The organism is Achromobacter deleyi (genome assembly GCF_902859705.1).
Taxonomy (GTDB): domain Bacteria; phylum Pseudomonadota; class Gammaproteobacteria; order Burkholderiales; family Burkholderiaceae_B; genus Achromobacter; species Achromobacter deleyi.
Genome location: NZ_CADIJO010000015.1, coordinates 1 through 24,365, shown reverse-complemented (window position 1 = coordinate 24,365; position 24,365 = coordinate 1). Strand labels below are relative to the sequence as shown.

The 24,365-nt window shown below is 69.2% G+C and carries 25 protein-coding genes; 12 read left to right on the top strand and 13 right to left on the bottom strand.

Annotation, left to right across the window (positions count from 1 at the left end; genetic code table 11):
- Nucleotides 1-61: 61 nt before the first annotated feature.
- A complete protein-coding gene (locus HV798_RS20395; RefSeq protein WP_175193716.1) occupies nucleotides 62-1,861 on the top strand; it encodes a chloride channel protein in 1,800 nt (599 codons plus the stop codon).
- A gap of 90 nt (nucleotides 1,862-1,951) precedes the next feature.
- Here HV798_RS20395 and HV798_RS20390 read toward each other — a convergent pair whose 3' ends face one another.
- Nucleotides 1,952-2,845 carry a LysR family transcriptional regulator gene (locus HV798_RS20390; protein WP_175193715.1) on the bottom strand — a complete coding sequence of 298 codons (894 nt, stop codon included), beginning with the start codon at nucleotides 2,843-2,845 and terminating at the stop codon, nucleotides 1,952-1,954.
- A 170-nt stretch (nucleotides 2,846-3,015) separates the two neighbouring features.
- Here HV798_RS20390 and argC point away from each other — a divergent pair, with 170 nt between their 5' ends.
- Both argC and HV798_RS20380 read left to right on the top strand, forming a co-directional pair.
- On the top strand, nucleotides 3,016-3,960 hold the full coding sequence (gene argC, locus HV798_RS20385) for an N-acetyl-gamma-glutamyl-phosphate reductase (protein ID WP_175193714.1): 945 nt from the start codon (nucleotides 3,016-3,018) through the stop codon (nucleotides 3,958-3,960).
- Between the two features lie 85 nt (nucleotides 3,961-4,045).
- Nucleotides 4,046-4,603, top strand: a complete 558-nt coding sequence (locus HV798_RS20380) for a DUF6622 family protein (protein WP_175193713.1) — start codon at nucleotides 4,046-4,048, stop codon at nucleotides 4,601-4,603.
- Between the two features lie 36 nt (nucleotides 4,604-4,639).
- Here HV798_RS20380 and HV798_RS20375 read toward each other — a convergent pair whose 3' ends face one another.
- Nucleotides 4,640-5,536: a LysR family transcriptional regulator gene (locus HV798_RS20375; protein WP_051593535.1), complete on the bottom strand. Its 897-nt coding sequence runs from the start codon at nucleotides 5,534-5,536 to the stop codon at nucleotides 4,640-4,642.
- 160 nt (nucleotides 5,537-5,696) lie between these two features.
- Between HV798_RS20375 and HV798_RS20370 the strand changes: the two genes are divergently transcribed.
- From HV798_RS20370 to HV798_RS20355, 4 genes are read left to right on the top strand one after another with little or no spacing between them, the layout of a single operon-like run.
- The gene (locus HV798_RS20370; RefSeq protein WP_175193712.1) at nucleotides 5,697-7,334 is read left to right on the top strand and encodes an ATP-dependent acyl-CoA ligase; all 1,638 of its coding nucleotides are present in this window, start codon (nucleotides 5,697-5,699) and stop codon (nucleotides 7,332-7,334) included.
- 21 nt (nucleotides 7,335-7,355) lie between these two features.
- The gene (locus HV798_RS20365; protein WP_175193711.1) at nucleotides 7,356-8,669 is read left to right on the top strand and encodes an MFS transporter; all 1,314 of its coding nucleotides are present in this window, start codon (nucleotides 7,356-7,358) and stop codon (nucleotides 8,667-8,669) included.
- The gene (locus HV798_RS20360) at nucleotides 8,666-9,817 is read left to right on the top strand and encodes a thiolase family protein (protein ID WP_175193710.1); all 1,152 of its coding nucleotides are present in this window, start codon (nucleotides 8,666-8,668) and stop codon (nucleotides 9,815-9,817) included. The genes HV798_RS20365 and HV798_RS20360 overlap by 4 nt, the downstream gene beginning before the upstream one ends.
- Nucleotides 9,814-10,128 carry a zinc ribbon domain-containing protein gene (locus HV798_RS20355; RefSeq protein ID WP_175193709.1) on the top strand — a complete coding sequence of 105 codons (315 nt, stop codon included), beginning with the start codon at nucleotides 9,814-9,816 and terminating at the stop codon, nucleotides 10,126-10,128. The genes HV798_RS20360 and HV798_RS20355 overlap by 4 nt, the downstream gene beginning before the upstream one ends.
- A gap of 63 nt (nucleotides 10,129-10,191) precedes the next feature.
- On the opposite strand, the gene HV798_RS20350 is transcribed toward HV798_RS20355, so the two are convergent.
- Both HV798_RS20350 and HV798_RS20345 read right to left on the bottom strand, forming a co-directional pair.
- A complete protein-coding gene (locus HV798_RS20350; protein ID WP_175193708.1) occupies nucleotides 10,192-11,556 on the bottom strand; it encodes a S41 family peptidase in 1,365 nt (454 codons plus the stop codon).
- A 30-nt stretch (nucleotides 11,557-11,586) separates the two neighbouring features.
- On the bottom strand, nucleotides 11,587-12,408 hold the full coding sequence (locus HV798_RS20345; protein ID WP_175193707.1) for a TlpA disulfide reductase family protein: 822 nt from the start codon (nucleotides 12,406-12,408) through the stop codon (nucleotides 11,587-11,589).
- A gap of 197 nt (nucleotides 12,409-12,605) precedes the next feature.
- Between HV798_RS20345 and HV798_RS20340 the strand changes: the two genes are divergently transcribed.
- Nucleotides 12,606-13,682, top strand: a complete 1,077-nt coding sequence (locus HV798_RS20340; protein ID WP_175193706.1) for an NAD(P)H-dependent flavin oxidoreductase — start codon at nucleotides 12,606-12,608, stop codon at nucleotides 13,680-13,682.
- Nucleotides 13,683-13,689: 7 nt separating this feature from the next.
- On the opposite strand, the gene HV798_RS20335 is transcribed toward HV798_RS20340, so the two are convergent.
- The 6 genes from HV798_RS20335 to HV798_RS20310 are packed head-to-tail and all read right to left on the bottom strand — an operon-like array spanning nucleotide 13,690 to nucleotide 18,076.
- Nucleotides 13,690-14,112 carry a RidA family protein gene (locus tag HV798_RS20335; protein WP_175193705.1) on the bottom strand — a complete coding sequence of 141 codons (423 nt, stop codon included), beginning with the start codon at nucleotides 14,110-14,112 and terminating at the stop codon, nucleotides 13,690-13,692.
- 40 nt (nucleotides 14,113-14,152) lie between these two features.
- Nucleotides 14,153-14,878, bottom strand: a complete 726-nt coding sequence (locus tag HV798_RS20330; RefSeq protein WP_175193799.1) for an amino acid ABC transporter ATP-binding protein — start codon at nucleotides 14,876-14,878, stop codon at nucleotides 14,153-14,155.
- 14 nt (nucleotides 14,879-14,892) lie between these two features.
- Nucleotides 14,893-15,852 carry an agmatinase gene (locus tag HV798_RS20325; protein ID WP_175193704.1) on the bottom strand — a complete coding sequence of 320 codons (960 nt, stop codon included), beginning with the start codon at nucleotides 15,850-15,852 and terminating at the stop codon, nucleotides 14,893-14,895.
- A 26-nt stretch (nucleotides 15,853-15,878) separates the two neighbouring features.
- Complete coding sequence (locus tag HV798_RS20320) at nucleotides 15,879-16,541, bottom strand: amino acid ABC transporter permease (protein ID WP_175193703.1); 663 nt, start codon at nucleotides 16,539-16,541, stop codon at nucleotides 15,879-15,881.
- Nucleotides 16,531-17,211, bottom strand: coding sequence for an amino acid ABC transporter permease (locus HV798_RS20315; RefSeq protein WP_175193702.1), 681 nt, complete (start codon nucleotides 17,209-17,211; stop codon nucleotides 16,531-16,533). Before HV798_RS20315 ends, HV798_RS20320 begins: the two co-directional genes overlap by 11 nt.
- 13 nt (nucleotides 17,212-17,224) lie before the next feature.
- A complete protein-coding gene (locus HV798_RS20310; protein WP_175193701.1) occupies nucleotides 17,225-18,076 on the bottom strand; it encodes a transporter substrate-binding domain-containing protein in 852 nt (283 codons plus the stop codon).
- A gap of 147 nt (nucleotides 18,077-18,223) precedes the next feature.
- On the opposite strand from HV798_RS20310, the gene HV798_RS20305 reads away from it, so the two are divergent.
- The 4 genes from HV798_RS20305 (at nucleotide 18,224) to HV798_RS20290 (ending at nucleotide 21,559) form a co-directional block, all read left to right on the top strand.
- Complete coding sequence (locus tag HV798_RS20305; protein ID WP_175193700.1) at nucleotides 18,224-19,135, top strand: LysR family transcriptional regulator; 912 nt, start codon at nucleotides 18,224-18,226, stop codon at nucleotides 19,133-19,135.
- 127 nt (nucleotides 19,136-19,262) lie between these two features.
- A complete protein-coding gene (locus HV798_RS20300; protein ID WP_175193699.1) occupies nucleotides 19,263-20,057 on the top strand; it encodes an amino acid ABC transporter substrate-binding protein in 795 nt (264 codons plus the stop codon).
- A gap of 70 nt (nucleotides 20,058-20,127) precedes the next feature.
- On the top strand, nucleotides 20,128-20,781 hold the full coding sequence (locus HV798_RS20295; protein ID WP_025136523.1) for an amino acid ABC transporter permease: 654 nt from the start codon (nucleotides 20,128-20,130) through the stop codon (nucleotides 20,779-20,781).
- A gap of 25 nt (nucleotides 20,782-20,806) precedes the next feature.
- Complete coding sequence (locus HV798_RS20290) at nucleotides 20,807-21,559, top strand: amino acid ABC transporter ATP-binding protein (protein ID WP_175193798.1); 753 nt, start codon at nucleotides 20,807-20,809, stop codon at nucleotides 21,557-21,559.
- Nucleotides 21,560-21,572: 13 nt separating this feature from the next.
- Here the strand turns inward: HV798_RS20290 and HV798_RS20285 are convergent, their stop codons facing one another.
- The 3 genes from HV798_RS20285 to HV798_RS20275 form a co-directional block, all read right to left on the bottom strand.
- A complete protein-coding gene (locus HV798_RS20285; RefSeq protein WP_175193698.1) occupies nucleotides 21,573-22,397 on the bottom strand; it encodes an ABC transporter ATP-binding protein in 825 nt (274 codons plus the stop codon).
- Nucleotides 22,376-23,434 (bottom strand): FecCD family ABC transporter permease, encoded by a 1,059-nt coding sequence (locus tag HV798_RS20280; RefSeq protein ID WP_175193697.1) that lies wholly within the window; start codon nucleotides 23,432-23,434, stop codon nucleotides 22,376-22,378. The genes HV798_RS20285 and HV798_RS20280 overlap by 22 nt, the downstream gene beginning before the upstream one ends.
- On the bottom strand, nucleotides 23,431-24,365 hold a 935-nt coding region (locus tag HV798_RS20275; RefSeq protein ID WP_175216494.1), incomplete at its 5' end, for a FecCD family ABC transporter permease. The genes HV798_RS20275 and HV798_RS20280, both read right to left, overlap by 4 nt.

Below are 24,365 nucleotides of genomic sequence, written 5' to 3'. Positions count from 1 at the left end.
CGCGCAGAAAACACCTGCGCCGGTTTCCGGGCCTTGCGCCCCGTCTCCTGTCCCAAGAACCATGCCTCCCGTTTCCACTTCCGCCCGCGCCGCCTTGCGGCTGGGCGACTTCACCACCGACCGGCGCGTCGTGCTGCTGATGGCGCTGGCCGTGCCGGTGGGCCTGGCCAGCGTGGCCGCCGCCTGGGCGCTGCTGCGCCTGATCGCGTTTTGTACCAACCTGGCCTATCACGGCCTGTTCTCGTTTGCCGACCTGCCCATCACGACCGGGCGCCTGGGCTTGGCGTCGGTCGCCATCCCCGTCATCGGCTGCCTCATCATCGGCCTGATGGCGCGCTACGGGTCCGAAAAGATTCGCGGCCACGGCATCCCCGAAGCCATGGAAGCCATCCTGATCGGCAAGAGCCGCATCGCGCCCAAGGTTGCCGTGCTCAAGCCCGTGTCGTCGGCAATATCCATCGGCACCGGCGGCCCGTTCGGCGCCGAAGGGCCCATCATCATGACGGGCGGCGCCATCGGCTCGCTGCTGGCGCAGACCATCCACCTGAATGACGGCGAGCGCAAGACGCTGCTGGTGGCGGGCGCGGCGGCGGGCATGACGGCCATCTTCGCCACGCCGCTGGCGGCCGTGCTGCTGGCGGTGGAACTGCTGCTGTTCGAATGGAAGCCGCGCAGCTTCCTGCCGGTGGCCACGGCCGCCTTGGTGGCGGCGGTGGCGCGCGCCTTCGTGCTGGATGGCGGCCCCATCTTCGCCTACACCGGCGCCTTGCCATTCACGCCATGGCACCTGGTGGCCTGCGCCGCCGTGGGGGTGCTGGCCGGCCTGGGGTCGGGCGTGCTGACGTCGCTGGTGTATGCCGCCGAAGACCTGTTCGAAAAGTTGCCCATCCACTGGATGTGGTGGCCGGCCCTGGGCGGCCTGGCCATCGGCATCGGCGGGCTGATCGACCCGGCCGCGCTGGGCGTGGGCTACGACAACATCCGCCACCTGCTGGCGGGCGACCTGGCCATGCAGGCGGTGCTGCTGCTGTTGGCGGTCAAGGTGGCGATCTGGGCGATCGCGCTGGGCTCGGGTACGTCCGGCGGGGTACTGGCGCCGCTGCTGATCTTTGGCGGCGCGCTGGGTGCCCTGGCCGCGCCGCTGCTGCCGCAGGCCGATCCGGGCTTCTGGGCGCTGGTGGGCATGGCCGCGATGATGGGCGGCACGATGCGCGCGCCGCTCACGGCCACGCTATTCGCGGTGGAACTGACTGGCAACCTGGGCGCCTTGCTGCCGGTGCTGGCGGCCTGCGTGTTTGCCTACGGCGTGACGGTGCTGCTGCTGCGCCGGTCGATCCTGACCGAAAAGATCGCGCGCCGCGGCCATCACATCAACCGCGAATATCGGGTCGATCCGTTCGATCTGCTGCGCGCAAGCCAGGTCATGACAAGCCCGGCGCAAACGCTGCCCGACACGCTCACGGTGGCGCAGGCCATCGCGCATTTCACACACACGCAGCCCGTGCACACCAGCTATCCGGTGGTGGATGCCGACGGCGCGGCGGTGGGCGAAGTGACGCGCGCCGACAGCCTGGCCTGGGCGCTGGACCCGGCCTCGCAGGCGCAGACCTTGGCGCAGGCGCTGCAAGGCCGCGAGTTGGTCTACGGCTATCCGGAAGAACTGGCCAGCCAGATCGCCGACCGCATGGCGCTGTCGGGCGCGGGCCGCGTGCCCATCCTGGATCGCGCCAGCGGACGGGTGCTGGGCATCGTGGGCCGCAAGGACCTGTTCCGCAGCCGTGCCCGGCGGCTGCGCGAAGAAAGCGAACGGGCGGCGTTCTTCCGGCGTGCGCCTGCGGTGGCGGGGAAGGGCGAAGGGTGAGCGTGACGTCTCTGTTCGAGATCGTGGCGTAAACGTAATAGGCTTGAGCGGCGACTCAGGCTGTCGCTCAAGCCCGGCAGGCCAGGCTCATCAGGCCGCGTCCGCTTCACGCAGCGCCCACAAGGCATCCAGCACATGCTGCGTGGCGCGTTCGACCTGGCCGGCCCGGTGCGCGATGCCCAGCGGGCGCCACAGCGCCGGACGCAACGGCCGCATGGCGATGCGCGGATCCGGCTGCGGCGCGGTGGCTTCGTGCGGCAGCAGCGTGGCGCCGTAGCCTGCCGCCACCAGGCTCTTGATGGCGTCGTTGTAGTTCAGCTGGATGCGCGGCCGCGGGTTCAGGCCCGCGCCGGCAAACCACTCGCCGGTCTGGCGCGACAGCCGCGTGCTGGCATCGTTGAGAATCAGCGGCCGTTCGCCCAGCCAGGCCGGCGTGATGCGCGCGGGCGCTTTCCAGCCCGCCGGCAGAAACGCCATGATGGGATCGCGCCGCCACGGCCGCAGCACCAGCCCCGGCATGGGCGGCTGCGGCAGCGCCACCAGGCCGACGTCCAGCGCGCCTTCGTTCAACTGCTGCAAGGTTTCCTGCGAGGTCAGCACGGCCACCTGCACGTCGATGCCGGGATGGTCGCGCCCCAAGGCCTCCAGCGCCTGCGGCAGCAGGTGCGCGATGGCGCCGGTGGACGCACCCAGCCGCACCCGGCCGCCCAGCCCCTGTACCTGCCGCTGCACGTCGTCCAGCGCCTGGTCGGCTTCGGCCAGCAGACGGCGCGCGCGTTCCAGCAGGGTGTCGCCGATGGGCGTGGGGCGCACCTGGCCGCGCTTGCGCGTGAGCAGCGGGGCGCCGATGCGCGCTTCCAGGTCGGCCACGTGCAGGCTGACCGTGGGCGGGGCCAGGTGCAGCGCGCGGGCGGCGTCGGCGAATGAGCCCAGGTCGGCAATGGCGACCAGGGTGCGCAGGCGGTCCAGGTTGATTTCACGCATGGTGTCGACGTTCAGTAAAGCTGAATTGAATCGTCATGATATTCGACTTTTACTATGCAGCGCATTGGGCAATGATGAGCACGTACCCGGAAGGCTGCGGTCAACAGGCCCGGCTCCGGATTCTATCGACGACCCGCCGGCCGCGCCGGCATTTCAGGATGGCCACGCTCATGACCCACCCCCTTGTATTCATCGACGGCGACCAGGGCACCACCGGTCTGCAGATTCATGAACGGCTGCAAGGCCGCACCGACCTGCGCCTGGTGACGCTGCCTGCCGCCGACCGCAAGGACCCGCAGCGGCGCGCCGACGCCATCAATGCGGCGGACATCGCCATTCTGTGCCTGCCGGACGAGCCGGCGCGCCAGGCCGTGGCGTCCATCGTCAACCCCGATGTGCGCGTCATCGACGCCAGTTCGGCCCATCGCACCACGGCGGGCTGGGTCTACGGCTTTCCGGAAATGGCTGAGGGCCAGGCCGAGCGCATCGCCCAGGCCAAGCGGGTCAGCAACCCCGGCTGCTACCCCACCGGCGCGATCGCCTTGCTGCGTCCGCTGGTGCAGGCAGGTTTGGTGCCCGCGGACTACCCCTTGGCCGTGCAGGCGGTGTCGGGCTATTCGGGCGGCGGCCGTGCCACTGTCGACGCCTACGAGGCGCCGGGCGCGGCGGGCGGCCCGGCCTTCCAGGTCTATGGCCTGGGCCTGGCGCACAAGCACACCCCGGAAATCGAGCGCCATGCGGGCTTGAGCCAACGGCCGGTGTTCGTGCCGTCGTACGGTTCGTTCCGCCAGGGCATCGTGCTGACCGTGCCGTTGCAACTGCGCCTGTTGCCCGCCGGGGTCACGGCGCAGCAGTTGCACGACTGCCTGGCGCGCCATTACGACGGCCAGCAGTACGTGCAGGTGGTGGCGCAGCAAGAGGCCGCCGCGCACACGCACCTGGATCCGCAGGTGCTCAATGGCACCAATAATCTGCGCCTGGCGGTGTACGGCAACGATGCGCACGGGCAGGTGCTGCTGACGGCGGTGTTCGACAACCTGGGCAAGGGCGCGTCGGGCGCCGCGGTACAGAACCTGGACCTGATGATCCAGGCGATGGCGCTGGCCGAAGCCTGATCGAACCCCCACAGCAGTTTGTCAGGAAATTCCTGCTCAACTGGCGGGATCAATGACGCCACCGGCCCCGACCTTCGGAGCGCACATGAGCCTCGACATCCTGCTGCATCGCACCCCGCCCTGGGTATGGGCGCTGTTCGCCGTGCTGGTGTACCGCGGCATACGCGCGCTGCGTCCGCGCCGCATGTCGGTGGCGCGGACCTTTCTCTTGCCCATCCTGTTCCTGGTCTGGGTGCTGGTATCCATTCACAGCGAAGTCACCGATCTGCAATCGGCCTACGAGGCCTTCGTGGCGGGCGCTGCCGCGGGCGGCGTGATCGGTTGGGTGCTGTGGGCGCGCGCCGGCCGCGCCACCTATTACCCGGACACGCAGATGATCGAACGCCCCGGGTCGCCCTTGACCCTGGTGCTGCTGATACTGGCTTTCCTGTCCAAGTTCGCCCTGATGGCGATGCTGGCGCAAGACCACGGGCTGGCTGCGAACGCTGCGTTCTCGGCGGCATTCGGCGGTGTGTCGGGGCTGGTCGACGGCATGTTCTGGGGCGGCACGCTGTCGCAGGTGTGGCACCTGCGGCATCTGGCGTTGGGGATGCCGGTGGCCCCTGTGATCGTCGATGCCCCCGGGCCTGATGACCGGCGCTAGGGCGGTCGATCAGGCAACGGACGCGGCGGGCCAGCGCTAGGCGTCGGCCGGCGCGGCGGGCCGATCCGCCAGCGTGTCCACCACCAGCAGGCGCAGCCAGCGCGTGCCCGGATCGCTTTCAAAGCGCGGGTGCCAGTGCACCGTCACGCTCAAGGGCGGCAGCGCCAGCGGCAACGGCCGGATCTCGAAGGCGCTGTCGCGGTTGAACCAGACGGCGGCGCGGTAGGGCAGCGTCACCGTCAGGTCGGTACGGCGCACGATCTCGGCGGCGGCCGAAAAATGCGGCAGCGTCAGGTAGGGCTGGCGATGCAGCCCGGCTTCGCCCAGGACATCATCCAGCAAGCGGTGGGCGCTGGCGCGCGAGGCCACCAGAATGTGGTCCAGCCGCTTGAACTGGCCGCGCGTCAGGCCGGCGGACAGCACCGGATGGCCGCGGCGCCCCATGCAGGCATAGCGCTCGCTGAACAGGTCGGCATGATGCGTGTGCCGGCCCAGTCCGGCCAGGTTGCCGATCGCCAGGTCGACTTCGCCCTCTTGCAGGGCCTGGGGCAGGCGTTCCAGCGCAATTTCCACGACTTCGACCTGCAGGCGCGGCGCCCGCGCGTGCACGCGTTCCATCAAGAGCGGCAGGAACACCATTTCGCCGATGTCGGACATCGACAGGCGAAACCGCCGCGTGCTGCGCGCCGGGTCAAAGTGCTGACGCAGGCTGACGGCTTCGGCAAAGCTGTTCATGCCGCGCTCGATCGGGCCGGCCAGCGCAAACGCCACCGGCGTGGGCTGCATGCCGGCCGGCGTGCGCACGAACAAGGGGTCATCGAATTTCTCGCGCAGGCGTCCCAGTGCGTAGCTGACTGCGGGCTGCGTCAACTGCAGCCGTTCGGCCGCGCGGGTGACGCTGCGTTCGTGCAGCACCGTCAGGAAAACCCGCATGAGATTCAAATCGAAGTCCACGCTTGCCCTTGATATCAGTGTGATTTATGCAGGAAATAATACCCATAAATTTGACACATAAATAGTTGATTCCTAGACTAATTTTCACGAGCCGGGGCAACGGACCCGCGGCCGCTTTCGACAAGGGGAAGCACGCTTCATGCACGCATTGACATTGCCGTCGCTGCTACGCGACCAGGCCGCCCGTCAGGGCGACCGGCTGTGGGTCCAGGCGCCGGGTGGCGCGTTGCGTTATGCCGAGGCGCCGGCCGTGGCGGCCCGCTGGGCGGCGCTATTGGCATCGGCCGGCGTGGCGCGCGGCGACCGCGTCGGCCTCATGGCCGGCAACCGCATCGAATTCCTGTCGGTGGTGCTGGGCTGCGGCTGGCTGGGCGCGGTGGTGGTGCCCATCAATACCGCGTCGCGCGGCATGCAGCTGCGGCACATCCTGGCCAACAGCGGCTGCGTGCTGCTGGTGGCGGATGCCGCGTCATGTCCCGCGCTGGCGGGGTTGGCAGCCATGGACGGGGCAGGGCAGCACGCCGACGCCCTGGCGCTGCGCCGCATCTGGCTGCTGGACGATGCGGCATTGGCTGCCGATGGCGAGGCGGTGCAGACACCTGCCGCGCCGGTCGCCGTGGCCGACTTGCCCGCGGCTGCCGAACCCTTGCCCGCTTTGCCCGATGCCCTGGCGCCCGCCGCCGACCTGGGGCCGGGCGACATGCTGGCCATTCTGTACACCTCGGGCACCTCGGGCCTGTCCAAGGGCGTGTGCTGCCCGCACGCGCAGTTCCACTGGTGGGGCGTCATCGCCGCGCGCAACCTGGAAATCACGGCCGCCGACGTGCTGCACACCAGCCTGCCGCTGTTCCACACCAATGCGCTCAACGCCTGTTTCCAGGCGCTGGTGACCGGTGCGTCGATCATCTGCGATGCGCGCTTCTCGGTCAGCCGGTACTTCGAGCGGCTGGCGGCCACCCAGGCCACGGTGACCTATCTGCTGGGCGCCATGGTGCCCATGCTGCTGGCGCGCGAGGCGTCGGCCGCCGAAAGCGGCCATCGCACCCGTATTGCCTTGGCCCCGGGCGTGCCCGAACGTTTTCATGCCGCATTCACCGGCCGCACCGGCATCGCGCTGCTCGAAGGCTACGGCTCGACCGAAACCAATTTCGCGCTGGGCGGCCCGCTGGCCCAGCAGCGCGCCGGCACGATGGGCCGCGTGGCGCCCGAGTTCGATGCCATCGTTGCCGACGAATACGATGCGCCGCTGCCCGACGGCCAGGCCGGCGAACTGCTGCTGCGCGCGCGTCCGCCGTTCGCCATCGCCACCGGCTATTTCGGCATGGCCGACAAGACAGTCGAGGCCTGGCGCAACCTGTGGTTCCACACCGGCGACCGGGTGGTGCGCGACGCAGACGGCTATTTCCGCTTCCTGGACCGCATGAAAGACGCGATCCGGCGGCGCGGCGAGAACATTTCTTCGTACGAGGTCGAACAGGTGCTGCTGGCGCATCCGTCAGTGGCCGTCGCGGCCGTGTACGCGGTGCGTTCGGAACTCGCCGAAGACGAGGTCATGGCGGCGCTGGTCTACAAGCCCGGCTGCGCGCTGGCGCCCGAGGCGTTGCTGGATTTCTGCCAGCCGCGCATGCCGTACTTCGCGGTGCCGCGCTACCTGCGGGTGCTGGACGACCTGCCGCGCACCGAAAACGGCAAGGTCCGCAAATTCCGCCTGCGCGACGACGGCATCACCGCCGACACGTGGGACCGCGACGCCGCCGGCTATCGCGTGACAAGGTAGACCACAACAAGGGGAAACAGCATGACGTTGGCATACCAGGGGTCGGCGCGCAGCGCCGAAGAGCAGGCCCGCAGAAAACGCACGCGCAAGGTGGTGATGGCGTCCGTGGCCGGCAACGCGATGGAGTGGTACGACTTTTTCATCTACGGCACGGCGGCGGCGCTGGTGTTCGGCGAGCTGTTCTTTCCCAAGGGCACCGATCCGCTGCTGGGCACCATGGGCGCCTTCGCAGGCTTCGCGGTGGGGTTCCTCGCGCGGCCGCTGGGTGGCGTGGTGTTCGGCCATATCGGCGACCGCTATGGCCGCAAGCTGGCGCTGGAATGGACGCTGGGCATCATGGGCGCGGCCACGTTCCTGATCGGGCTGTTGCCCACCTATGAGCAGGTGGGCCTGTGGGCGCCGGCCGCGATGGTGCTGCTGCGTATCCTGCAAGGCGCGGCGGCGGGCGGCGAATGGGGCGGCGGCGTGCTGCTGATCAGCGAGGCCGTGGGCGGCAAGCGCCGCGGCTATTTCTCGTCGTTCAGCCAGCTGGGCGTGGCGGGCGGCTTCGTGCTGTCGTCGGGCGTCTTCATGTTGGCCCAGCAGCTGCCGCAGGATGACTTCATGAGCTGGGGCTGGCGCCTGCCTTTCCTGCTCAGCGTGCTGATCTTCGGCGTGGGCCTCTACATCCGCAAGCACATTCCGGAAAGCGAGGAATTCGTGCAGGCGACCAAGACCGCCAAGCGCGGCATGCCGGCCGTCGAAGTGTTTCGCCGCTATCCGCGCCAGGTGTTCACGGCGATGGGGCTGCGGGTGGCGGAAAACGGCGGTTCGTACATCTTCCTGGCGTTCGCGCTGGCCTACGGCAAGTTCCTGGGCATTCCCAACGATGTGATGCTGGGCGGCGTCTTGGCGTCGATGTTCATCGAGCTGGGCACGCTGGTGTGGTTCGGCCACCTGTCCGACCGCATCGGGCGGCGCACGGTCTACCTGATCGGCTCGGCCGGGCTGGCACTGGCGGCGTTTCCGTTCTTCTGGCTGGTGCAGACCAAAGAGCCTATTTGGATCTTCCTGGCGTTCTTCATGGGCAACACCGTGTGCCACGCGGCCATGATCGGCACGCAGCCAGCGTATTTTGCCGAACTGTTCCCGCCCGAAGTCCGCTACACCGGCCTGGCGCTGGGCCACGAACTGGCGTCGGTGTTTGCCGGCGGCCTGTCGCCCCTGATCGCCATGGCGCTGCTGCGCAAGTACGAATCGGCCACGCCGGTGGCGTGGTTCCTGGTCGGCATGGCGGTCATCACCGTCATCACCTTGCTGCTGACGCGTGAACCGCCGCGCGAGGATTCGGCATGAGCGGCAAGCCCGCAAGCCCTGGCATTGTCGGCGTGGGTGAAACCCCCGCGCTGCGCCACCCCGGGCCGGATTGCAGCACGGCCGGGCTGATCGCGCAGGCCGTGCGCCTGGCGCTGGACGACGCCGGGCTGCGGCCAGCGGACGTCGATGGCCTGGGCGTGGCTTCGTTCACCTTGCGGCCCGACCGCGCCATCGACCTGGCCTGGCGGTTGGGGCTGACGCTGGGCTGGTGCATGCAGGACGAAATGGGCGGCGCCAGCGCCATCAATATGCTGCGCCACGCCTGGCTGGCCTTGCAGGCGGGGCAGGCGCGCACCATCGTCCTGGCGGCGGGCGACCATTTCACCGGTGCCGATTTCGCGGCGCTGGTGCGCGGCTACAACCGCAGCGCGCAAGACTACCTGAGCCCCTTGGGCAGCGCCGGCCCGAATCCGCTGTTCGCCATGCTGACGCAGCGGCAGATGGCGCAGACCGGTTTGCGGCGCGAAGACTACGGCGCGCTGTGCGTAGCGCAACGTGAGTGGGCGGCCGGCAACCCCAACGCCGCCTATCGCCAGCCATTGACGCTGGCGCAATACCTGGACGCGCCGATGGTGGCCGCGCCGCTGGGGCGGATGGACTGCGTGCCGGTGGTCAGCGGCGCCTGCGCGCTGGTGTTGCAGGCGCAGCCCAACGGCGTGCATGTCACGCTGCGAGCCAGCGGGGCGCGCTACAACGGCGACCAGCAGGAAGGCGATGGCCTGGTCACCGGCATCGCCGACTTCGCGCCCGCGCTGTGGGCCGACGCGGGCTTGGGGCCAGACGACATGGATGTGGTGGGCGTGTACGACGATTACCCGGCGATGGCCGTGGCGCAGTTGTGTGACCTGGGCCTGGCGCCAGCCGACGATTTGCCGGGCTTCATCGCCCGCCGCATTGCCACCCGCGCGCTGCCGGTCAACACGGCGGGCGGGCAGTTGTCGGCGGGGCAGGCGGGCACGGCGGGCGGCATGCACGGCTTGGTGGAAGTGACACGGCAACTGCTCGGCCGGGCCGGCGCGCGGCAGGTGGCGGGCGCACGCCATGGCGTGGCCACCGGCTATGGCATGGTGCAGCTGCGTTATGGCATGTGCGCCAACGCCGCCGTGCTGGCCAGGGAGGACGCATGAGTGTCAAAGTGATGGCTTGCGCGCAATGCGCGCACCGGGTGTATCCGGCCCGGCTCTGGTGCCCGGCCTGCGGGCACGACCAGGCCAACGAGGTGGCGGTGGACGAGGCCGAGCTGCTGGCCTGGACCCGCGTGCCGGGGGCTGGGGACGAAGGCGACCGCCTCATCGCCACCGCTCAGGCTTTGCCGCTGGGGCCGGTGCTGGTCGTGCGGCTGGATGCCCAGGCGGGGCACATGGGACAACGCCTGCGGCTGATGACAAAGGTCGAGCAGGGCGTGGCCCTGCCGTGGGCCGAGCCGGTTTCCGGCTAGCCGTCTGGCGCAGCCCGGGGCGGCGTCTGAATCCGCGCCTGTCGCGGGCCGGCGCCCGGCCGCCTACTTCAACGCCGTCAACGCGGCGAGCAGGGCAGGGTCGCTTTCCGCGGGCGCCGATGCCAGCGCCGCGCGTAGGCGTTCAGCCATGTCGGCATTGAAATCGGCCGCGACGTCGGCGCGCAAGGACATCTTGCCCGTGGCGGCGTCTATCAACAATTGCGGCGTCACGCCCGCGCCCTCCAGCCGCGCGCCGTTGGCCCGATGCACGCGCGCACTGGTCACCACCAGCGCACCCTCGTTCGCGGGCAGCGGCAGCACGGTCTGTATGGTCCCCGCGCCGGCGGTCTTTTCGCCGATCACGAGTGCGCGGCCGTGGTCCTGCAATGCCGCGGCCACGATCTCGGCGCCTGCACCGGTGCGGCGGTCGACGATCACCACCACCGGCACGTCATGCGGCAACAGACTGTCGCGCGCCACCAGCGCACGTGAATCGGCGGGCGTGCGGCCGTACAGGTTGCCGATCCGCGAACCTTTGCGCAGCATCACGCCGGCCACTTGTTCGGCCACGTCAAGCAGCCCGCCGGCATTGCCGCGCAGGTCCAGCACCAGCCCGCCCAGCCGCGAGCCGGCGCGTGCGGTCGCGGCGTCCAGCGCGGCCCGCAGTTGGCTGTCCGTCTTGCTGTCAAAGGCCGCCAGCGTGACGATGGCCACCGTGCCGTTCATGTCCCAGCGCACCGAGGGCGGGGCCTGCACCGGGCCACGCACGGGCTGCACGATGAGGGCTTGCGCGGCCCCTGGCCGCTGGATGCGCAATGTCGGGCGGGTGCCCGTCGCGCCGCGCAGCAAGGCCACCGCTTCGGGCAGCGGCAGGCCGGCCGTGGCGCGGCCGTCGATGTCGGTCACGACGTCGCCTTTGCGCAGGCCGGCGCGTTCGCCAGGCCCGCCGGGCAGGGGCCGCACCACGGTCAAGGCGCCGTTCTGGATCGACAGTTCCAGGCCGACGGACGCGGGCGGCGGCGCCATCTCGGCCGGCGTCGCGACCCGGCTGTAGGCGTCCAGGCTGGCCATCATGCCGCGCAAGGCGGCGTTCAACGCGGCGTCGCGCGGCGCGCCATCGGCGAAACGCAAAATCTCATCGGCCAGGATGCGGCTTTGCGCCGGGATGTCGGTGGCTTGGCCTTCGGCGGCGACGGCCTGGTCGATGGCCGACTGGCGCGATGCGCCGGTTCCGCCCGGCAACGCTTGCAGCGCGCGCAGGCCGTGCAGCGCCAGCGCGCGCGTATCCACCGGGTCCACGTACTGATTCATCAACTGGGTCAAGGCTGCCTCCAGCGTGCTTTCGACCTGCTCGCGCGGCTGGGCGCTGGCGGGCGCCGCAAACGCGGCCAGGCTGGCGGCAAAGAAGGCAATCGCAGTTCGTCGCATGGTGGCTCCCAGGTACCCAGGCGTCCAGAATCAGGGGGCAGCAACCGGGCGGATCGCCTCCAGCCGCTGTGCCAGCGTGGCGCTGGACAGTTCGCCGACCCGCACATCCATCAACCGGCCGTCGGCATCCAGGAACAGCGTGGCGGGCAGGCCGCGATTGCTCATGGTGCGCGAGGCCTCGCCAGCCGGGTCCAGCAAAGCGTTGGTCAGTGACGGCGCATGCTGATCCAGGTATTGCCGCACCGCGTCGGGCGTTTCGCCCTGGTTCAGGAAAACGAAGTGGATGTCGGGGTTGGCGGCCTGGGCGCGTTCGAAGGCCGGCATCTCGCGGCGGCATGGTGGACACCAACTGGCCCACAGATTGACCACGGTGGGCTTGCCCTGGAAGGCAGCCAGGGCGGCAGGCTTGCCGTTCAGGTCCTGCAAGGCCACTGCGGTCAGCGCGGGCTGGGGCTGTGGCGTGGGCGCCAGCAGTTGCCCGCCGATCAGCCAGGTGCCGGCGGCCAGCGCCAGCGCGCCCAGCAGCGCCGGCCGGGGCGCCATGGCCCGCAGTGCGGCGTAGGCCACATAGGCGCAGGCGGCCGCCAGCCCGACCATGCCCGTCCAGCCGCCGTCGCGTATATCCAGCGCCTGGATCGGGTCTTGCAGAATATGTTCGCGGGTCTGCCACAGGAAACCCAGACGCGCGGCGACCAGGCCGATCAGCAGCGCGCGCCACAGCACCGCGCTGATGTCCGGTGCACGCTTGCCGCCGAACAGGCGCGCGGCCAGCAGACCGACGGCGCCGGCCACGATCAGCACGGCCAGCTCGGTGGGAAAGACCAGGGGGCCCAGACGGATGGCGGGGCTCATGCGGCGCACTCCGGGCGCGCGGCCGGGCGGCAGGAAAGCGGAAGGAAGCAGCGTCGTGTCATGCGACTAAGCCTAGCATGGCCGGCAGGGGGCCAAGGGTCACGCCGCAAAGCCCTTGTACGCGGGTGGGGCGTAGCGCTCGGGCCGCCATCCCTTGCGATATGCTTGAGCGTCCCTTTTTTCTGGTCGCCACGCCCATGAAATCGCTGCCTTCGCTGTTGCCTCTCATCCAAGCCCCGATGGTCGGTTCGTTCAGCCCCTTGACCGTCGCGGCCTGCCGCGCGGGCGCGCTGGGGTCGTTGGCCTGCGCCGCGCTCAGTGCGGATGCGCTGCGCGAGCAGATCGCCGCCATTCGCGCCGAGACCGACGCGCCGTTCAACCTGAATTTCTTCAGCCACACGCCGCCGCAGCCGGACGAGGCCGCCCAGGCGCGCTGGCGCGACACGCTGGCGCCGTACTACCGCGAAGCCGGGCTGGACCTGTCCGCCGCAGGCAGCGGCCCGGGCCGCGCGCCATTCGACGACGCCATGTGCCAGGTCGTCGAAGACCTGCGCCCCGCGGTGGTCAGCTTCCATTTCGGGCTGCCGGACGAGGCCCTGCTGGAACGTGTGCGCCGCACGGGCGCCCTGGTGCTGTCGTCCGCCACCACGGTCGAGGAGGCGCGCTGGCTGGACGCCCGCGGGGTGGACGCCATCATCGCCCAAGGGGTCGAGGCCGGCGGCCATCGCGGCATGTTCCTGACCGACGACATCGGCGCGCAGCCCGGCCTGTATGCCTTGCTGCCGCAGGTGGTGGATGCGGTGGGCGTACCCGTGATTGCAGCCGGCGGCATCGCTGACGGACGCGGCATTGCCGCGGCCTTCGCCCTGGGCGCCGCCGCCGCGCAACTGGGTACGGCCTATCTGCTGACGCCGCAGGCAGGGCGCTCGGCCATTCATCGCCAGGCGGTGCGCCAGGCGCGTGACGATACGACGCGCTTGACCAATCTGTATACCGGTCGCCCGGCGCGCGGCCTGCTGACCCGTTTCATGCGCGAACAAGGGCCGATGAGCGCCGTAGCGCCGGCCTTTCCGCTGGCAACCGGCGCGGTCGACCCGCTGCGCGCGGCTGTCGAGAAGACCGGCAGCGGCGACTTTTCGCTGCTGTGGTCGGGCGAAGCTGCTGCGCTGGCGCAGGAAACCGACGCCGAAGCGTTGACCCGCCAACTGTGGGACGACGCATTGGATTGCGCGGCGGGCCTGCGCGCGGGCATGGCGGCCCGGGCGCAGCGCTAGCGGCCAGTCAGTCGGGAATGACGGCGATCACGTCGATCTCGACCAGCCATTCCGGCCGCGCCAGCGCCGACACCACCAGGCCGGTGGACACGGGAAACACGCCCTTGAGCCACCGGCCCATCACGTTGTAGACCGCCTCGCGGTAGCGCACGTCCACCAGGTACACGGTGACCTTGCAGATGTGCGACAGGTCGCTGCCGCATTCGCGCAGCAGCATCGCCACGTTGGCCATGGCTTTTTCCGCCTGGGCGGCGGCATCGCCCACGCCGACGGAGGCCCGGGTGTCCAGGTCCTGTCCGATCTGGCCGCGCAGGTAGACCGTCTTGCCGGCCACCACGGCCTGGCAAAGGTCATTGTCCAGCTGCTGTTCGGGATAGGTCTGGCGGGTATTGAACTTGCGGATGCGGGTATGGGCGTGAGGTTGCGTCATGGCAGCGTGGTGGAATGCGCCCGGCAGGCCGGGCGGCGGGTCAATGGGGCAGGATCTTGGACAGGAAGCGGCGCGCCTGCGGACTGGCTGCGTCGCGAAAGAACTGGTCGGTGGCGCAGTCTTCGACAATCGCGCCGTCTTCCATGAAGACCACGCGATTGGCCACCCGGCGGGCAAAGCCCATCTCGTGGGTCACGACCATCATGGTCATGCCTTCCTCGGCGAGTTCCACCATCACATCCAGCACTTCATTGACCATTTCGGGGTCCAGTGCGGACGTGGGTTCGTCGAACAGCATCGCCATCGGGTCCATCGACAGTGCGCGGGCGATCGCCACGCGCTGCTGCTGGCCGCCGGACAACTGGCCCGGATGCTTGCCCGCGTGCGCCGACAGGCCCACGCGTTCGAGCAGCGCGCCGGCCTTGGCGCGGGCCGTGTCGATGCCGCGCCCCAGCACGATCTGCTGCGCCAGGGTCAGGTTGCGCAGGATGTCCAGGTGCGGGAACAGCTCGAAATGCTGGAACACCATCCCGACCTTGGTGCGCAGCTTGGGCAGGTCGGTGGCGGCGGTGACCGAGGCGCCGTCGATCAGGATGTCGCCGCCCTGGATCGGTTCCAGTGCGTTGACCGTCTTGATCAGCGTGGACTTGCCGGAGCCGGACGGCCCGCAGACCACCACGATCTCGCCCTTGTCCACGCGGGTCGAGCATTGCTTGAGCACGTGGTGGCTGCCGTAGTATTTGTCCACCCCGCGGATCTCGATGATGGGTGCGGTCGCGTTCATTTGTCGTAGTGCCCCGCACGGATCGACGCGCCGATCAGGTTCAGGATCAGGCGGCCGGCAGTGATGCATGAGATCTGGTTCAGGTCTTTTTCGGGCTGGATCTCGACGATGTCCATGCCCACCACGCGGCCCTTGGCCACCAGGCCGTGGATCAGCTTGCGGGCCTGCACGAAGGTGACGCCGCCCGGCGCCGGCCCGGCCACCGCGGGCATCGTGGCGGGGTCCATGCCGTCGGCGTCGATGGTCAGGTAGTAGTTGCCGCCGTCCGGAATGCGCGCCAGCACCGCATCCATGCCGATGTCGTGCAGCTCGTAGGCCGTGACCAGCTCGGCGCCGTAGGCGCGGGCGGCCACCAGTTCTTCGGGGCGGCCGCTGCCCTGGGCGCGCAGGCCGATCTGGATGATGCGGTCCACGTGGGCCATTTCAGAGGCCCGGCGGATCGGACTGGACAGGCCGTCGCGCACGCCGTTGACGTCATCGCGCCAGTCCAGGTGGGCGTCGATGTGCACGAGCGTGATCGGGCCTTTCTGGTCCAGGCCGCGCAGGATGGGCGTGGTGATGCCGTGGTCGCCGCCCAGCACGATGGGCACGGCGCCGGCCGCCGCGATGCGCCGCACGGCGGCTTCGGCCCGCGCGTAATGTTCGCCGCGCGGCTGGGACAGGTCGGGAATGATGTCGCCGCAGTCCACGAAGCGGATGTCGTCGCGGCCTTGCAGCAGGGGGCCGTCGATGTCGAAGTCGTAGTGGCCCGGGCGGCGCACCACGCGGTCGGTGGCCTGGCGGATCGCGGTGGGGGCATTGGTCTGGTCATTGCTGAAATCCGCCGCGGAATAGGGCGAGCCGTAGGGCATGCCCAGCACGGCGATATCGGCCTGCAGGTTGTCCAGGTCCAGCGCCAGGGTCGAATAGAGCAGGGTGGGGTGGCCGGTTTTGGGCGCAACGGTGTACGAGGTCATGAGGGTTTCCTTGTGGAATGAGTGGGTCAGGCCTGGCCCGCGCGGCGGCGCGCCAGGGTCTCCAGGCGGCGGCCGGCGCCGGCCATCGCCACGCTGCATAGCCAATAGATCAGGGCGGTGGTGCCCAGGACTTCCAGGTAGGCAAAGGTGTTGGCGGTGAGCAGGTTGCTCTGGTAGGTCATTTCCGGCAGGCTCATCACCGAGAAGATCGCCGAGTCCTTGAACATCATGATGACCAGGCTGGTGGTGGGCGGGATGAGATAGCCGAACAACTGCGGCACGACGATGTGGCGCTGCGTCTGCCAATAGGTCATGCCCAGCGACAGGGCGGCGCCGGTCTGCCCGCGCGGCACGCTTTGCAGCGCGGCGCGCAGCACTTCGCAGAAGTAGCCGCCCGTATAGAAGGCGGTGCAGCCGATGGCCACCGACATCGCCGAGGCCGGCACGCCCAGCTTGGGCAGGCCGAAAAACGCCAGGTAGACGAGGATCAGGTACGGAATGTTGCGCACCAGTTCCACGTAGGCCAGCGCCAGCGGCCGCAGCGGCGTGCGCGACTGTGCGGCATAGGCGGCAGCCGTGCCGATCAGCATGCCCAGCGGAATGCCGATCAGGCTGACGAGCGCCGTGATCCGCAGGCCCTTGAGCAGCACGGGAATGGCCTGCCCGACAAGAGAGAGATCAATGGGCATGGGGCAGCATCCTCGAGACGCGCCGCTCGCACAGGCGCGAGGCAGCCGACAGGCAGAAAAGAATGATGAAGTACACGCAGGCCGTCACCGTGAACACCTGCAGCGGCAGGTCGCTTTGCAGGGTGGCGTTGCGCGCCACGGTGGCCAGCTCCGGCACGGCAATGATGGACATCAGCGACGAGGCCTTGAGCAGGATGGTGAGTTCGCTGGTCAGGGGCGGAATCGCGCGGTAGAACACCTGCGGCAGCAGCACGTAGCGCCAGATCTGCCGGTGGCGCATGCCCAGCGCCCGCGCCGCGGCCACCTGGCCGGCCGACAGCGTGCCCAGCGCCCCGCGCAGGATCTCCACGATGTAGGCGCTGGTATTACAGGCCAGCGCGCCGATGCCGGCTGCCAGGGGCGATACCGAGATGTCCAGCAGCGGTGGCACCACGTAGTAGGCCAGCAGCAGGTGGATCAGCGCGGGCGTGCCGCGGATGGCGCTGACCCACAGCATGACCAGGCCGCGCACCGGGGCGTAGGGCGACAGGCGCGCCAGTAGCAGCGCCACCCCCAGCCCGATGCCGATCACAAATGCCGCCACCGAGGCGGCCAGCGTGATCGCCGTGCCCGAGACGACACCGTGCAGGAACGGCGCCAGCGCGCCGTTCTGGTTCAACCAATCCAGCATGGGAGTCCCTCGCTCAGACTGCGCCGTCAGGCAGGTAGCCCGCGCGCGGGGTCTCCATCGGGCCGCCGAACCACTTTTGCTGCAAGGTCAGCAACTGGCCATTGGCGCGCAGTTCGTCCAGCGTGTCGTTGACGAACTGGCGGATTTCCAGGTCTTTCGGGTTGGCCACCCACGCCAGCAGCTTGGCGTCGCCGATTTCTCCGGCAATACGGAAGGCGTTCGGCTGCTTGCGCATCTGCACCGCGGCGATGTTGGACGGCATCAGCGCCACGTCCACCGTCTTGTTGGCCAGGGCGTTGGACACATCCGGGTAGGCCTGGAACAGCTTGGTGTCGGCATAGCCCTTGCCGGCCTGGGCCTTCAGGCGCTTCTCGAATTCCTCGGCCACCGGCTGCGACGACGACCCCATCTGGGTGCCGATGATCTTGCCGGCCAGGTCCATGCTCTGTTTGATGGTCGCGTCGTCCACCCGCACCATCAGCACCGACTTGACCACGCCCACGGGCTGGGTGAAGGCAAAGCGCCGGGCGCGCTCGGGCGTGATGCCGACGCTGGTGGCCACCAGGTCGAATTTGCGCGACATCAGCCCCGGCAGCAGGCCCTGGAAGGGCAGGTTCATCTGTTCCAGCTGCACGCCCAGCTTGGCTGCCATCAATTGCAGCAGGTCATGGCCGTAGCCGACCACCTGGCCGTTCTCGACGAATTCAAACGGTTCGTAGGCGGCTTCGGTGCCCACGGTGAGCTTGCCGCGTTTCTTGATGTCGGCCAGCGAGCCGCCTTCGGCGAAGGCCAGGCCCGGCAGCGCCAGCGCCGCCCCGGTGGCGAGCGTCGTGGCGACAAAGCGCCTTCTGGACAGGTTGCGCATGATTTTTCCCTTGTATGTCGTGATCGTTGGCCGCGCGGGGCCGGTAGCCGCCGCGGGAGCGGGCGCCGGGGTCTGTGCCCCGTGCTGCCACTGCTGGACCAACTGTATTGCGCGGGCACGGTCATGAAAAATGATTTTTTTAGTGGTATGGTTTCGAAAATCAATACCTTTCAAAAAGAAACGACTTTGTCCCGTCCCGAGTTCACCGAGCGCGACCTGCGGTCCTTGCGGGTGTTCTGCGCCGTGGCGCAGGCCAACGGCTTTGCGGCGGCGGAAAAGCAGCTGCACATGTCCAAGGCGTCCATCAGCCGGCACGTGCGCGAGGTCGAGGAAACCCTGGGCGTGCGGCTGTGCGACCGCGGGCCGTCCGGCTTTGAACTGACCCAGGCCGGCAAGGTGGCGCTGGACCTGGCGCGCGAGGCGCTCAAGGCGCTGGAACGCATCCGTCCCGAAATCGACGCGGTGCGCGGGGTGCTGTCCGGCACCTTGTCCATCGGCATGGTCGAGCACGTCATCACCGACGCCGATTGCCATATTCCGACCGCGCTGGCGGCCATGCTGGAAGAGGCGCCCGACGTCAAGGTCGAGATCACCGTGATGACCTTCAACGATCTGGACCAGGCGCTGCGTGAACGCCGGGTGCAGATCGCCATTCGCGGCATGTACCGGCGCGAGAACGCCTTCAATTACCAACGTTTGTATGTCGAGCGCCACCGCATGTTCGTCGCGCGGCGCAGAGCCCGCCAGGCCCGCACGCTGCCGCTGGTGTATCGCTCGCACCCGTTCGTGCACGATGCGCTGGGCGAATATGGGTTTACCCGCGGGCCAGAGGCCTCGGGCCTGGAAGCCATTGCCATGCTGGTGTCGTCGGGCCACTACGTGGGCCTCTTGCCGCAGCACTACGCGGATTCGATATCGCGCCGCTTTGCCCTGACGCGCGTGCCAGGCGGGCCGGTGTACGAAAACACCATCAGCGCCATCACCGAAGCATCGCGGCCGGCCTCGCGGGCCGTAGAGCTGTTTCTGCGCCTGCTCGAACGCTTTCATCCCGCGCCGTAGCGGGGCGCGTGGCCCCCTGGCTGGCGTCGTTCGCCGGGAAGGCTAAAATACCGGCTCGCGGCTTCTGTCGATCCGGACGGCGAGCCTCCCGGCATTCTTCATCCCTGCGCCTCGCGCGCCCATAAATATGAAAAAACTGACTGCTGTTCTTCTCGTGTCCGCAACCACGATGCTGACCGCCTGCGGCCCGTCCGACAACGCGCCCGCCGCCGCTGGCGCGCAGGCCCCGGCTGCCGCCCGCAAGGTCGTGGTCGGCCTGGACGACAACTTCCCGCCCATGGGTTTCCGCGACGCCAGCAACCAGATCGTCGGCTTTGACATCGACATGGCCAAAGAAGCCAGCAAGCGCCTGGGCATGGAAGTCGAATTCAAGCCCATCGACTGGAGCGCCAAGGAAGCCGAACTGAACGGCAAGCGCGTCGACGTGCTCTGGAACGGCCTGACCATCACCGAAGAACGCAAGAAGAACATCAGCTTCACCGCGCCGTACATGGCCAACCACCAGATCATCATCGTCGGCAATGCCTCGCCCGTGAAGGTCAAGGCCGACCTGGCCGGCAAGGTCGTCGGCGCGCAGGATGGCAGCAGCGCCACCGACGCCATCGCCAAGGACCCGGTCGCCGGCAGCATCAAGGAAGTCAAGAAGTTCGGCGACAACGTCACGGCCCTGATGGACCTGGCCGCCGGCCGCCTGGATGCCATCGTGGTCGACGAAGTGGTGGGCCGCTACCTGATCAGCAAGCGCGCAGGCGAATACCGCGTGCTGGACGAGAACTTCGGCACCGAAGACTACGGCGTCGGCGTGCGCAAGGACGACACCGACCTGCTGGCCAAGCTGGACAAGACGCTGGATTCGATGAAGCAGGACGGCACCGCCGGCCGCATCGCCACCCAGTGGTTCGGCGCCAACATCATCAAGTAATCCCCCTTGAAACGCCCGGGCCGCGCCGCGGTCCGGGCGTTTTGCAGTTCTACGGCGCGAACCTTCCCGCATGGACTATGTAATTTCCCTTCTGGGCCCCCTGGCGCAAGGCGCCAAGGTGACCTTGACGCTGTTCTTCATCACCCTGGCGCTGGCGGTTCCGCTGGGCCTGGTGCTGGCGCTGCTGCGCATCTCGAAATGGACGCTGGTCAGCCGGCTGGTCAATGGCTACATCTGGCTCATGCGCGGCACGCCGCTGATGCTGCAGATGCTGTTCATCTATTTCGCCTTGCCGTTCGTGCCGGTGGTGGGCGTGCGCCTGCCCGATTTCCCGGCGGCCGTCGTGGCGTTTGCGCTGAACTACGCCGCGTACTTCGCCGAGATCTTCCGCGCCGGCATCCAGTCGGTGGACCGGGGCCAGTACGAAGGCAGCAAGGTGCTGGGCATGACCTATCTGCAGACGTTGCGCCGCATCGTGCTGCCGCAGATGGTGCAGCGGGTGCTGCCGCCCATGAGCAACGAAACCATCACCCTGGTCAAGGACACGTCCCTGATCTACGTGCTGGCGCTCAACGACATCCTGCGCACCGCGCGCGGCATCGTGCAGCGCGACTTCACGACCACGCCGTTCCTGGTGGCGGCCGCCTTCTATCTCATCATGACGCTGGTGTTGACGTGGTTCTTCCAGCATATGGAAAAGCGCTATGCCAAATACGACCAGTAATCCGTCCGCGGGCGAGCGCCGCGCCATGATCTCGGCCCGCGGCATCGTCAAGTCGTTCGGCGCCAACCGCGTGCTGGACCAGGTGTCGCTGGAATTGGGCAAGGGCGAAGTGGTGGCCGTGATCGGGCCGTCGGGCTCGGGCAAGAGCACCTTCCTGCGCTGCCTGAACCACCTGGAAACCATCGACGAAGGCGCCATCGACGTCGAAGGCGAAGCCCTGGCCAGCGCCGTGCCCGGCGGGCGCAGCCAGTACGCCAGCGACGCCGACGTGCGCCGCATCTGCCGCAAGATGGGCATGGTGTTCCAGTCGTTCAACCTGTTCCCGCACATGACCGTGCTGCAGAACATCATCGAAGCGCCCATGATCGTCAAGGGCATGCCGCGCGCGGCCATCGTGCCCAAGGCCGAGGAGCTGCTGCGCAAGGTCGGCCTTCTGAACAAGCGCGACAACTATCCCACGCGCCTGTCCGGCGGCCAGAAGCAGCGCGTGGCGATTGCCCGCGCGCTGGCGATGGAGCCGGACATCATGCTGTTCGACGAACCGACGTCGGCGCTGGACCCTGAACTGACAGGCGAAGTGCTGCGCACCATGCGCCAGCTGGCCGACGAACACATGACCATGCTGGTCGTGACGCACGAAATGGGGTTCGCCCGCGAAGTCGCGCACCGCGTGATCTTCATGGACGAAGGCCGCATCGTCGAAGAAGCGCCGTCGGCGGAATTCTTCCGCGCGCCGCAGCACCCGCGCAGCCGGGAATTCCTGGCGCACATGCTGTAGGGCGATGGGGTGGTCAGTCCCGGCCGCCGCGCCGGGGCACGATCATCGGGCTGCCCGTTTCCGGATCGGGCAGCACCCTGCAATCCAGGTCAAACACCTGCTGCATCGCGGCTTCGGTCACCACCTGCCGCACCTCGCCCTGCGCGGCGATGCGGCCGGACCGCATCATCACCACCCGATCGGCATAGCGGAACGCCAGGTTCAGGTCGTGCAGCACCACCACCAGCGTGCGGTCGGCCTGGTGCAGGCGCGCACACAATTCCAGCAGGTCGATCTGGTGGCGGATGTCCAGAAACGTGGTGGGTTCGTCCAGCAGCATAATGCCCGCATCCTGCGCCAGCACCAGCGCCAGCCAGGCGCGTTGGCGCTGGCCGCCCGACAGGGTGTGCACGGGATGGTCGGCCAGGTCCGTCAGGTCGGTATCGGCCAGCGCGGCGTCCACGGCCTGGGCATCGGCTGGCGACCACTGCCGCAGCAAGGTCTGGTGCGGATAGCGACCGCGCGCCACCAGGTCGCGCACGCTGATCATTTCGGGGGCCACCGGATTCTGCGGCAGATAGGCCAGGCGCCGGGCCACCGCCTTGCGGCGCAGCGTGGCCAGGTTGGCGCCGTCCAGCCACGCCTGGCCCCGGGTGGGCGCCAGTGCGCCGCCCAGCACCCGCAGCAAGGTGGACTTGCCGCAGCCATTGGGCCCCACCACCGCCGTGAACGCGCCGGGTTCGACGGCCAGCGACAGGCCTTGCAGCACCGCGGTCTCGCCATACGCCAGATCCACATTCTGCAGTTGCAGCGCGGATGCGCCGGGGAAAGTGTCGTTCACGTCGAAGCCTTGCGCCATTCAAGCACCAGCAGGAAAGCCAGATAAACGCCGCCGATGCCGGCGGTCAGGACGCCCACGGGCAGGCCGTTGGGGCCGGCGGCGCGGGTCAGAAGGTCGGCTGCGGCCAGCAGCACCGCGCCGGTCAGGGCGGCCAGCAGCGGTTGCGGGCCGCTGGCGCGTACACAGCGGCGCGCGATCTGCGGCGCGGCCAGGGCGATGAACGCGATGGGGCCGGCCACCGTCACGGCGGCCGCGGCGGCCAGCACCGCCACCAGTGTTGCGGCCAGGCGGCTGCGTGCAGGCGATGCGCCCAGCGCCTGCGCCAGGTCATCGCCCATTTCCAGCAGGCGCAGCCGGGCGCACAGGGCCAGGCCCAGCGGCAGCAACACGGCGCAGGCCACGCTGATCAGCGCCACGTCGTGCCAGGTCTTGCCCGCCAGGTTGCCGTTCAACCAGGTGGCCGCCATATAGGCCTGTTCGCGCCGCAGGTTCGATAGCCCGTATTGCACGAACGCAAAGGCGATCGCGCCCACCGCGATGCCGGCGATGACCATGCGCTGCGGCGCGGCAAAGCCTGCGCCCGACCCGAACCAGACGCCGGCGGTGGCCAGCAGCGCGCCGGTCGCGGCGCCCCAGGCCACCGGCATCAGGCCGGGCCACACCATGGCCACGGCCACCGCGCCCGCAGAGGCGCCCGCGGTCAGCCCGATGACGTCGGGGCTGCCCAGCGGATTGCGGGTGAGGCTTTGGAACAGCGCGCCCGACAGGCCCAGCGCGGCCCCGGCCCCCAACGCCGACAAGGCGCGCGGCAATCGCACGGTATGCACCAGCCATTGCTCGACCGCGCTGCCGCCGCCCAGCAGCGCCTGCCACAGCGTGGCCCAAGGCAGGCCGGGGTCGCCCGTGCGCAGGGTGGTGGCGAGCAAGGCAGCTGCCATGACCAACAGGCTTGCGCCATAGACCAGCGCGCGCGGTGCCAGCGGCCAGGCCAGCCAGGACCCGGCGCGCAGCATGGGCGCAGACGGATGAACCGGGGCCAGGGGATGCCGGGTCATGCCAGGCTCCGGCCGCGGCTGCGCAGCGCGGCCAGCAGGAAGGGCGCGCCGATGAAGGCCACCACCACGCCCGTCAACAATTCCGCCGGGGCGCGCAGCAGCCGCGCCAGGATATCCGCCACCAGCATCAGCAGCGGCCCCAGCACCACGCAGTAGGCCAGCAGCCAGCGCAGGTCCGGGCCGGCGTAGCGGCGTGCAATGTGCGGCACGGCCAGGCCGACGAACGCAATCGGGCCGGCCGCCGCCGTGGCTGCGGCGGCCAGGATGGCCACGCACAAGAGTCCCAGCAGGCGATACAGCCCGGCGCGCAAGCCCAACGCCTGCGCCAGCGCCTGGCCCAGGGCCAGCAGATTGAGCGGCCGCGCCAAGGCGGCGGCCAGCAGCAGGCCGGCGCCGATATAGGGCGCCGCGCGCAGTGCGGCGTCCAGGCTTTGGCCGGCCAGCGACCCCACTGCCCAGAAACGATAGGCATCGAAGATATCGCTGCGCAGCAGCGCCACGGCCTGCACATAGGCGAACAGCACCGCGTTCACGGCGGCGCCAGCCAAGATCAGCCGCACGGGCTGCAGGCCGCGACCGCCGGCGCCGATCAGATAGACCGCCGCGGCGGCGGCCAGCGCGCCGGGCAGGGCGGCCCAGAAGGGGTGGGCGGGCAGGCCGCCCGCCATCAAGGCCGCCGTCACGATCGAGGCCGCCGCGCCCGCGTTCACGCCCAGCAGGCCCGGCTCGGCCAGCGGGTTGCGGGTCAGCGCCTGGATCAGCGCGCCGGCCACGGCCAGCGCCGAGCCGGTCAGCAAGGCCAGCAGGGTGCGGGGAATGCGCGAGGCCACCACCAGCGCGGCATAGCTGTCGTCGGGCCGCACCAGGGCCTGCCAGACGGCGCCGGCCGACAGGCCGCGCGAGCCCAGCCACAGGCTGGCCAGCGCGGCCG

Excerpts from the sequence above, each read along its gene's own strand:
- HV798_RS20395 (WP_175193716.1), top strand. The coding sequence starts at position 62 with ATGCCTCCCGTTTCCACTTCCGCCCGCGCCGCCTTGCGGCTGGGCGAC.
- HV798_RS20390 (WP_175193715.1), bottom strand. The coding sequence starts at position 2,845 with ATGCGTGAAATCAACCTGGACCGCCTGCGCACCCTGGTCGCCATTGCC.
- argC (WP_175193714.1), top strand. The coding sequence starts at position 3,016 with ATGACCCACCCCCTTGTATTCATCGACGGCGACCAGGGCACCACCGGT.
- HV798_RS20380 (WP_175193713.1), top strand. The coding sequence starts at position 4,046 with ATGAGCCTCGACATCCTGCTGCATCGCACCCCGCCCTGGGTATGGGCG.
- HV798_RS20375 (WP_051593535.1), bottom strand. The coding sequence starts at position 5,536 with ATGCGGGTTTTCCTGACGGTGCTGCACGAACGCAGCGTCACCCGCGCG.
- HV798_RS20370 (WP_175193712.1), top strand. The coding sequence starts at position 5,697 with ATGCACGCATTGACATTGCCGTCGCTGCTACGCGACCAGGCCGCCCGT.
- HV798_RS20365 (WP_175193711.1), top strand. The coding sequence starts at position 7,356 with ATGACGTTGGCATACCAGGGGTCGGCGCGCAGCGCCGAAGAGCAGGCC.
- HV798_RS20360 (WP_175193710.1), top strand. The coding sequence starts at position 8,666 with ATGAGCGGCAAGCCCGCAAGCCCTGGCATTGTCGGCGTGGGTGAAACC.
- HV798_RS20355 (WP_175193709.1), top strand. The coding sequence starts at position 9,814 with ATGAGTGTCAAAGTGATGGCTTGCGCGCAATGCGCGCACCGGGTGTAT.
- HV798_RS20350 (WP_175193708.1), bottom strand. The coding sequence starts at position 11,556 with ATGCGACGAACTGCGATTGCCTTCTTTGCCGCCAGCCTGGCCGCGTTT.
- HV798_RS20345 (WP_175193707.1), bottom strand. The coding sequence starts at position 12,408 with ATGAGCCCCGCCATCCGTCTGGGCCCCCTGGTCTTTCCCACCGAGCTG.
- HV798_RS20340 (WP_175193706.1), top strand. The coding sequence starts at position 12,606 with ATGAAATCGCTGCCTTCGCTGTTGCCTCTCATCCAAGCCCCGATGGTC.
- HV798_RS20335 (WP_175193705.1), bottom strand. The coding sequence starts at position 14,112 with ATGACGCAACCTCACGCCCATACCCGCATCCGCAAGTTCAATACCCGC.
- HV798_RS20325 (WP_175193704.1), bottom strand. The coding sequence starts at position 15,852 with ATGACCTCGTACACCGTTGCGCCCAAAACCGGCCACCCCACCCTGCTC.
- HV798_RS20320 (WP_175193703.1), bottom strand. The coding sequence starts at position 16,541 with ATGCCCATTGATCTCTCTCTTGTCGGGCAGGCCATTCCCGTGCTGCTC.
- HV798_RS20315 (WP_175193702.1), bottom strand. The coding sequence starts at position 17,211 with ATGCTGGATTGGTTGAACCAGAACGGCGCGCTGGCGCCGTTCCTGCAC.
- HV798_RS20310 (WP_175193701.1), bottom strand. The coding sequence starts at position 18,076 with ATGCGCAACCTGTCCAGAAGGCGCTTTGTCGCCACGACGCTCGCCACC.
- HV798_RS20305 (WP_175193700.1), top strand. The coding sequence starts at position 18,224 with ATGGTTTCGAAAATCAATACCTTTCAAAAAGAAACGACTTTGTCCCGT.
- HV798_RS20300 (WP_175193699.1), top strand. The coding sequence starts at position 19,263 with ATGAAAAAACTGACTGCTGTTCTTCTCGTGTCCGCAACCACGATGCTG.
- HV798_RS20295 (WP_025136523.1), top strand. The coding sequence starts at position 20,128 with ATGGACTATGTAATTTCCCTTCTGGGCCCCCTGGCGCAAGGCGCCAAG.
- HV798_RS20290 (WP_175193798.1), top strand. The coding sequence starts at position 20,807 with ATGATCTCGGCCCGCGGCATCGTCAAGTCGTTCGGCGCCAACCGCGTG.
- HV798_RS20285 (WP_175193698.1), bottom strand. The coding sequence starts at position 22,397 with ATGGCGCAAGGCTTCGACGTGAACGACACTTTCCCCGGCGCATCCGCG.
- HV798_RS20280 (WP_175193697.1), bottom strand. The coding sequence starts at position 23,434 with ATGACCCGGCATCCCCTGGCCCCGGTTCATCCGTCTGCGCCCATGCTG.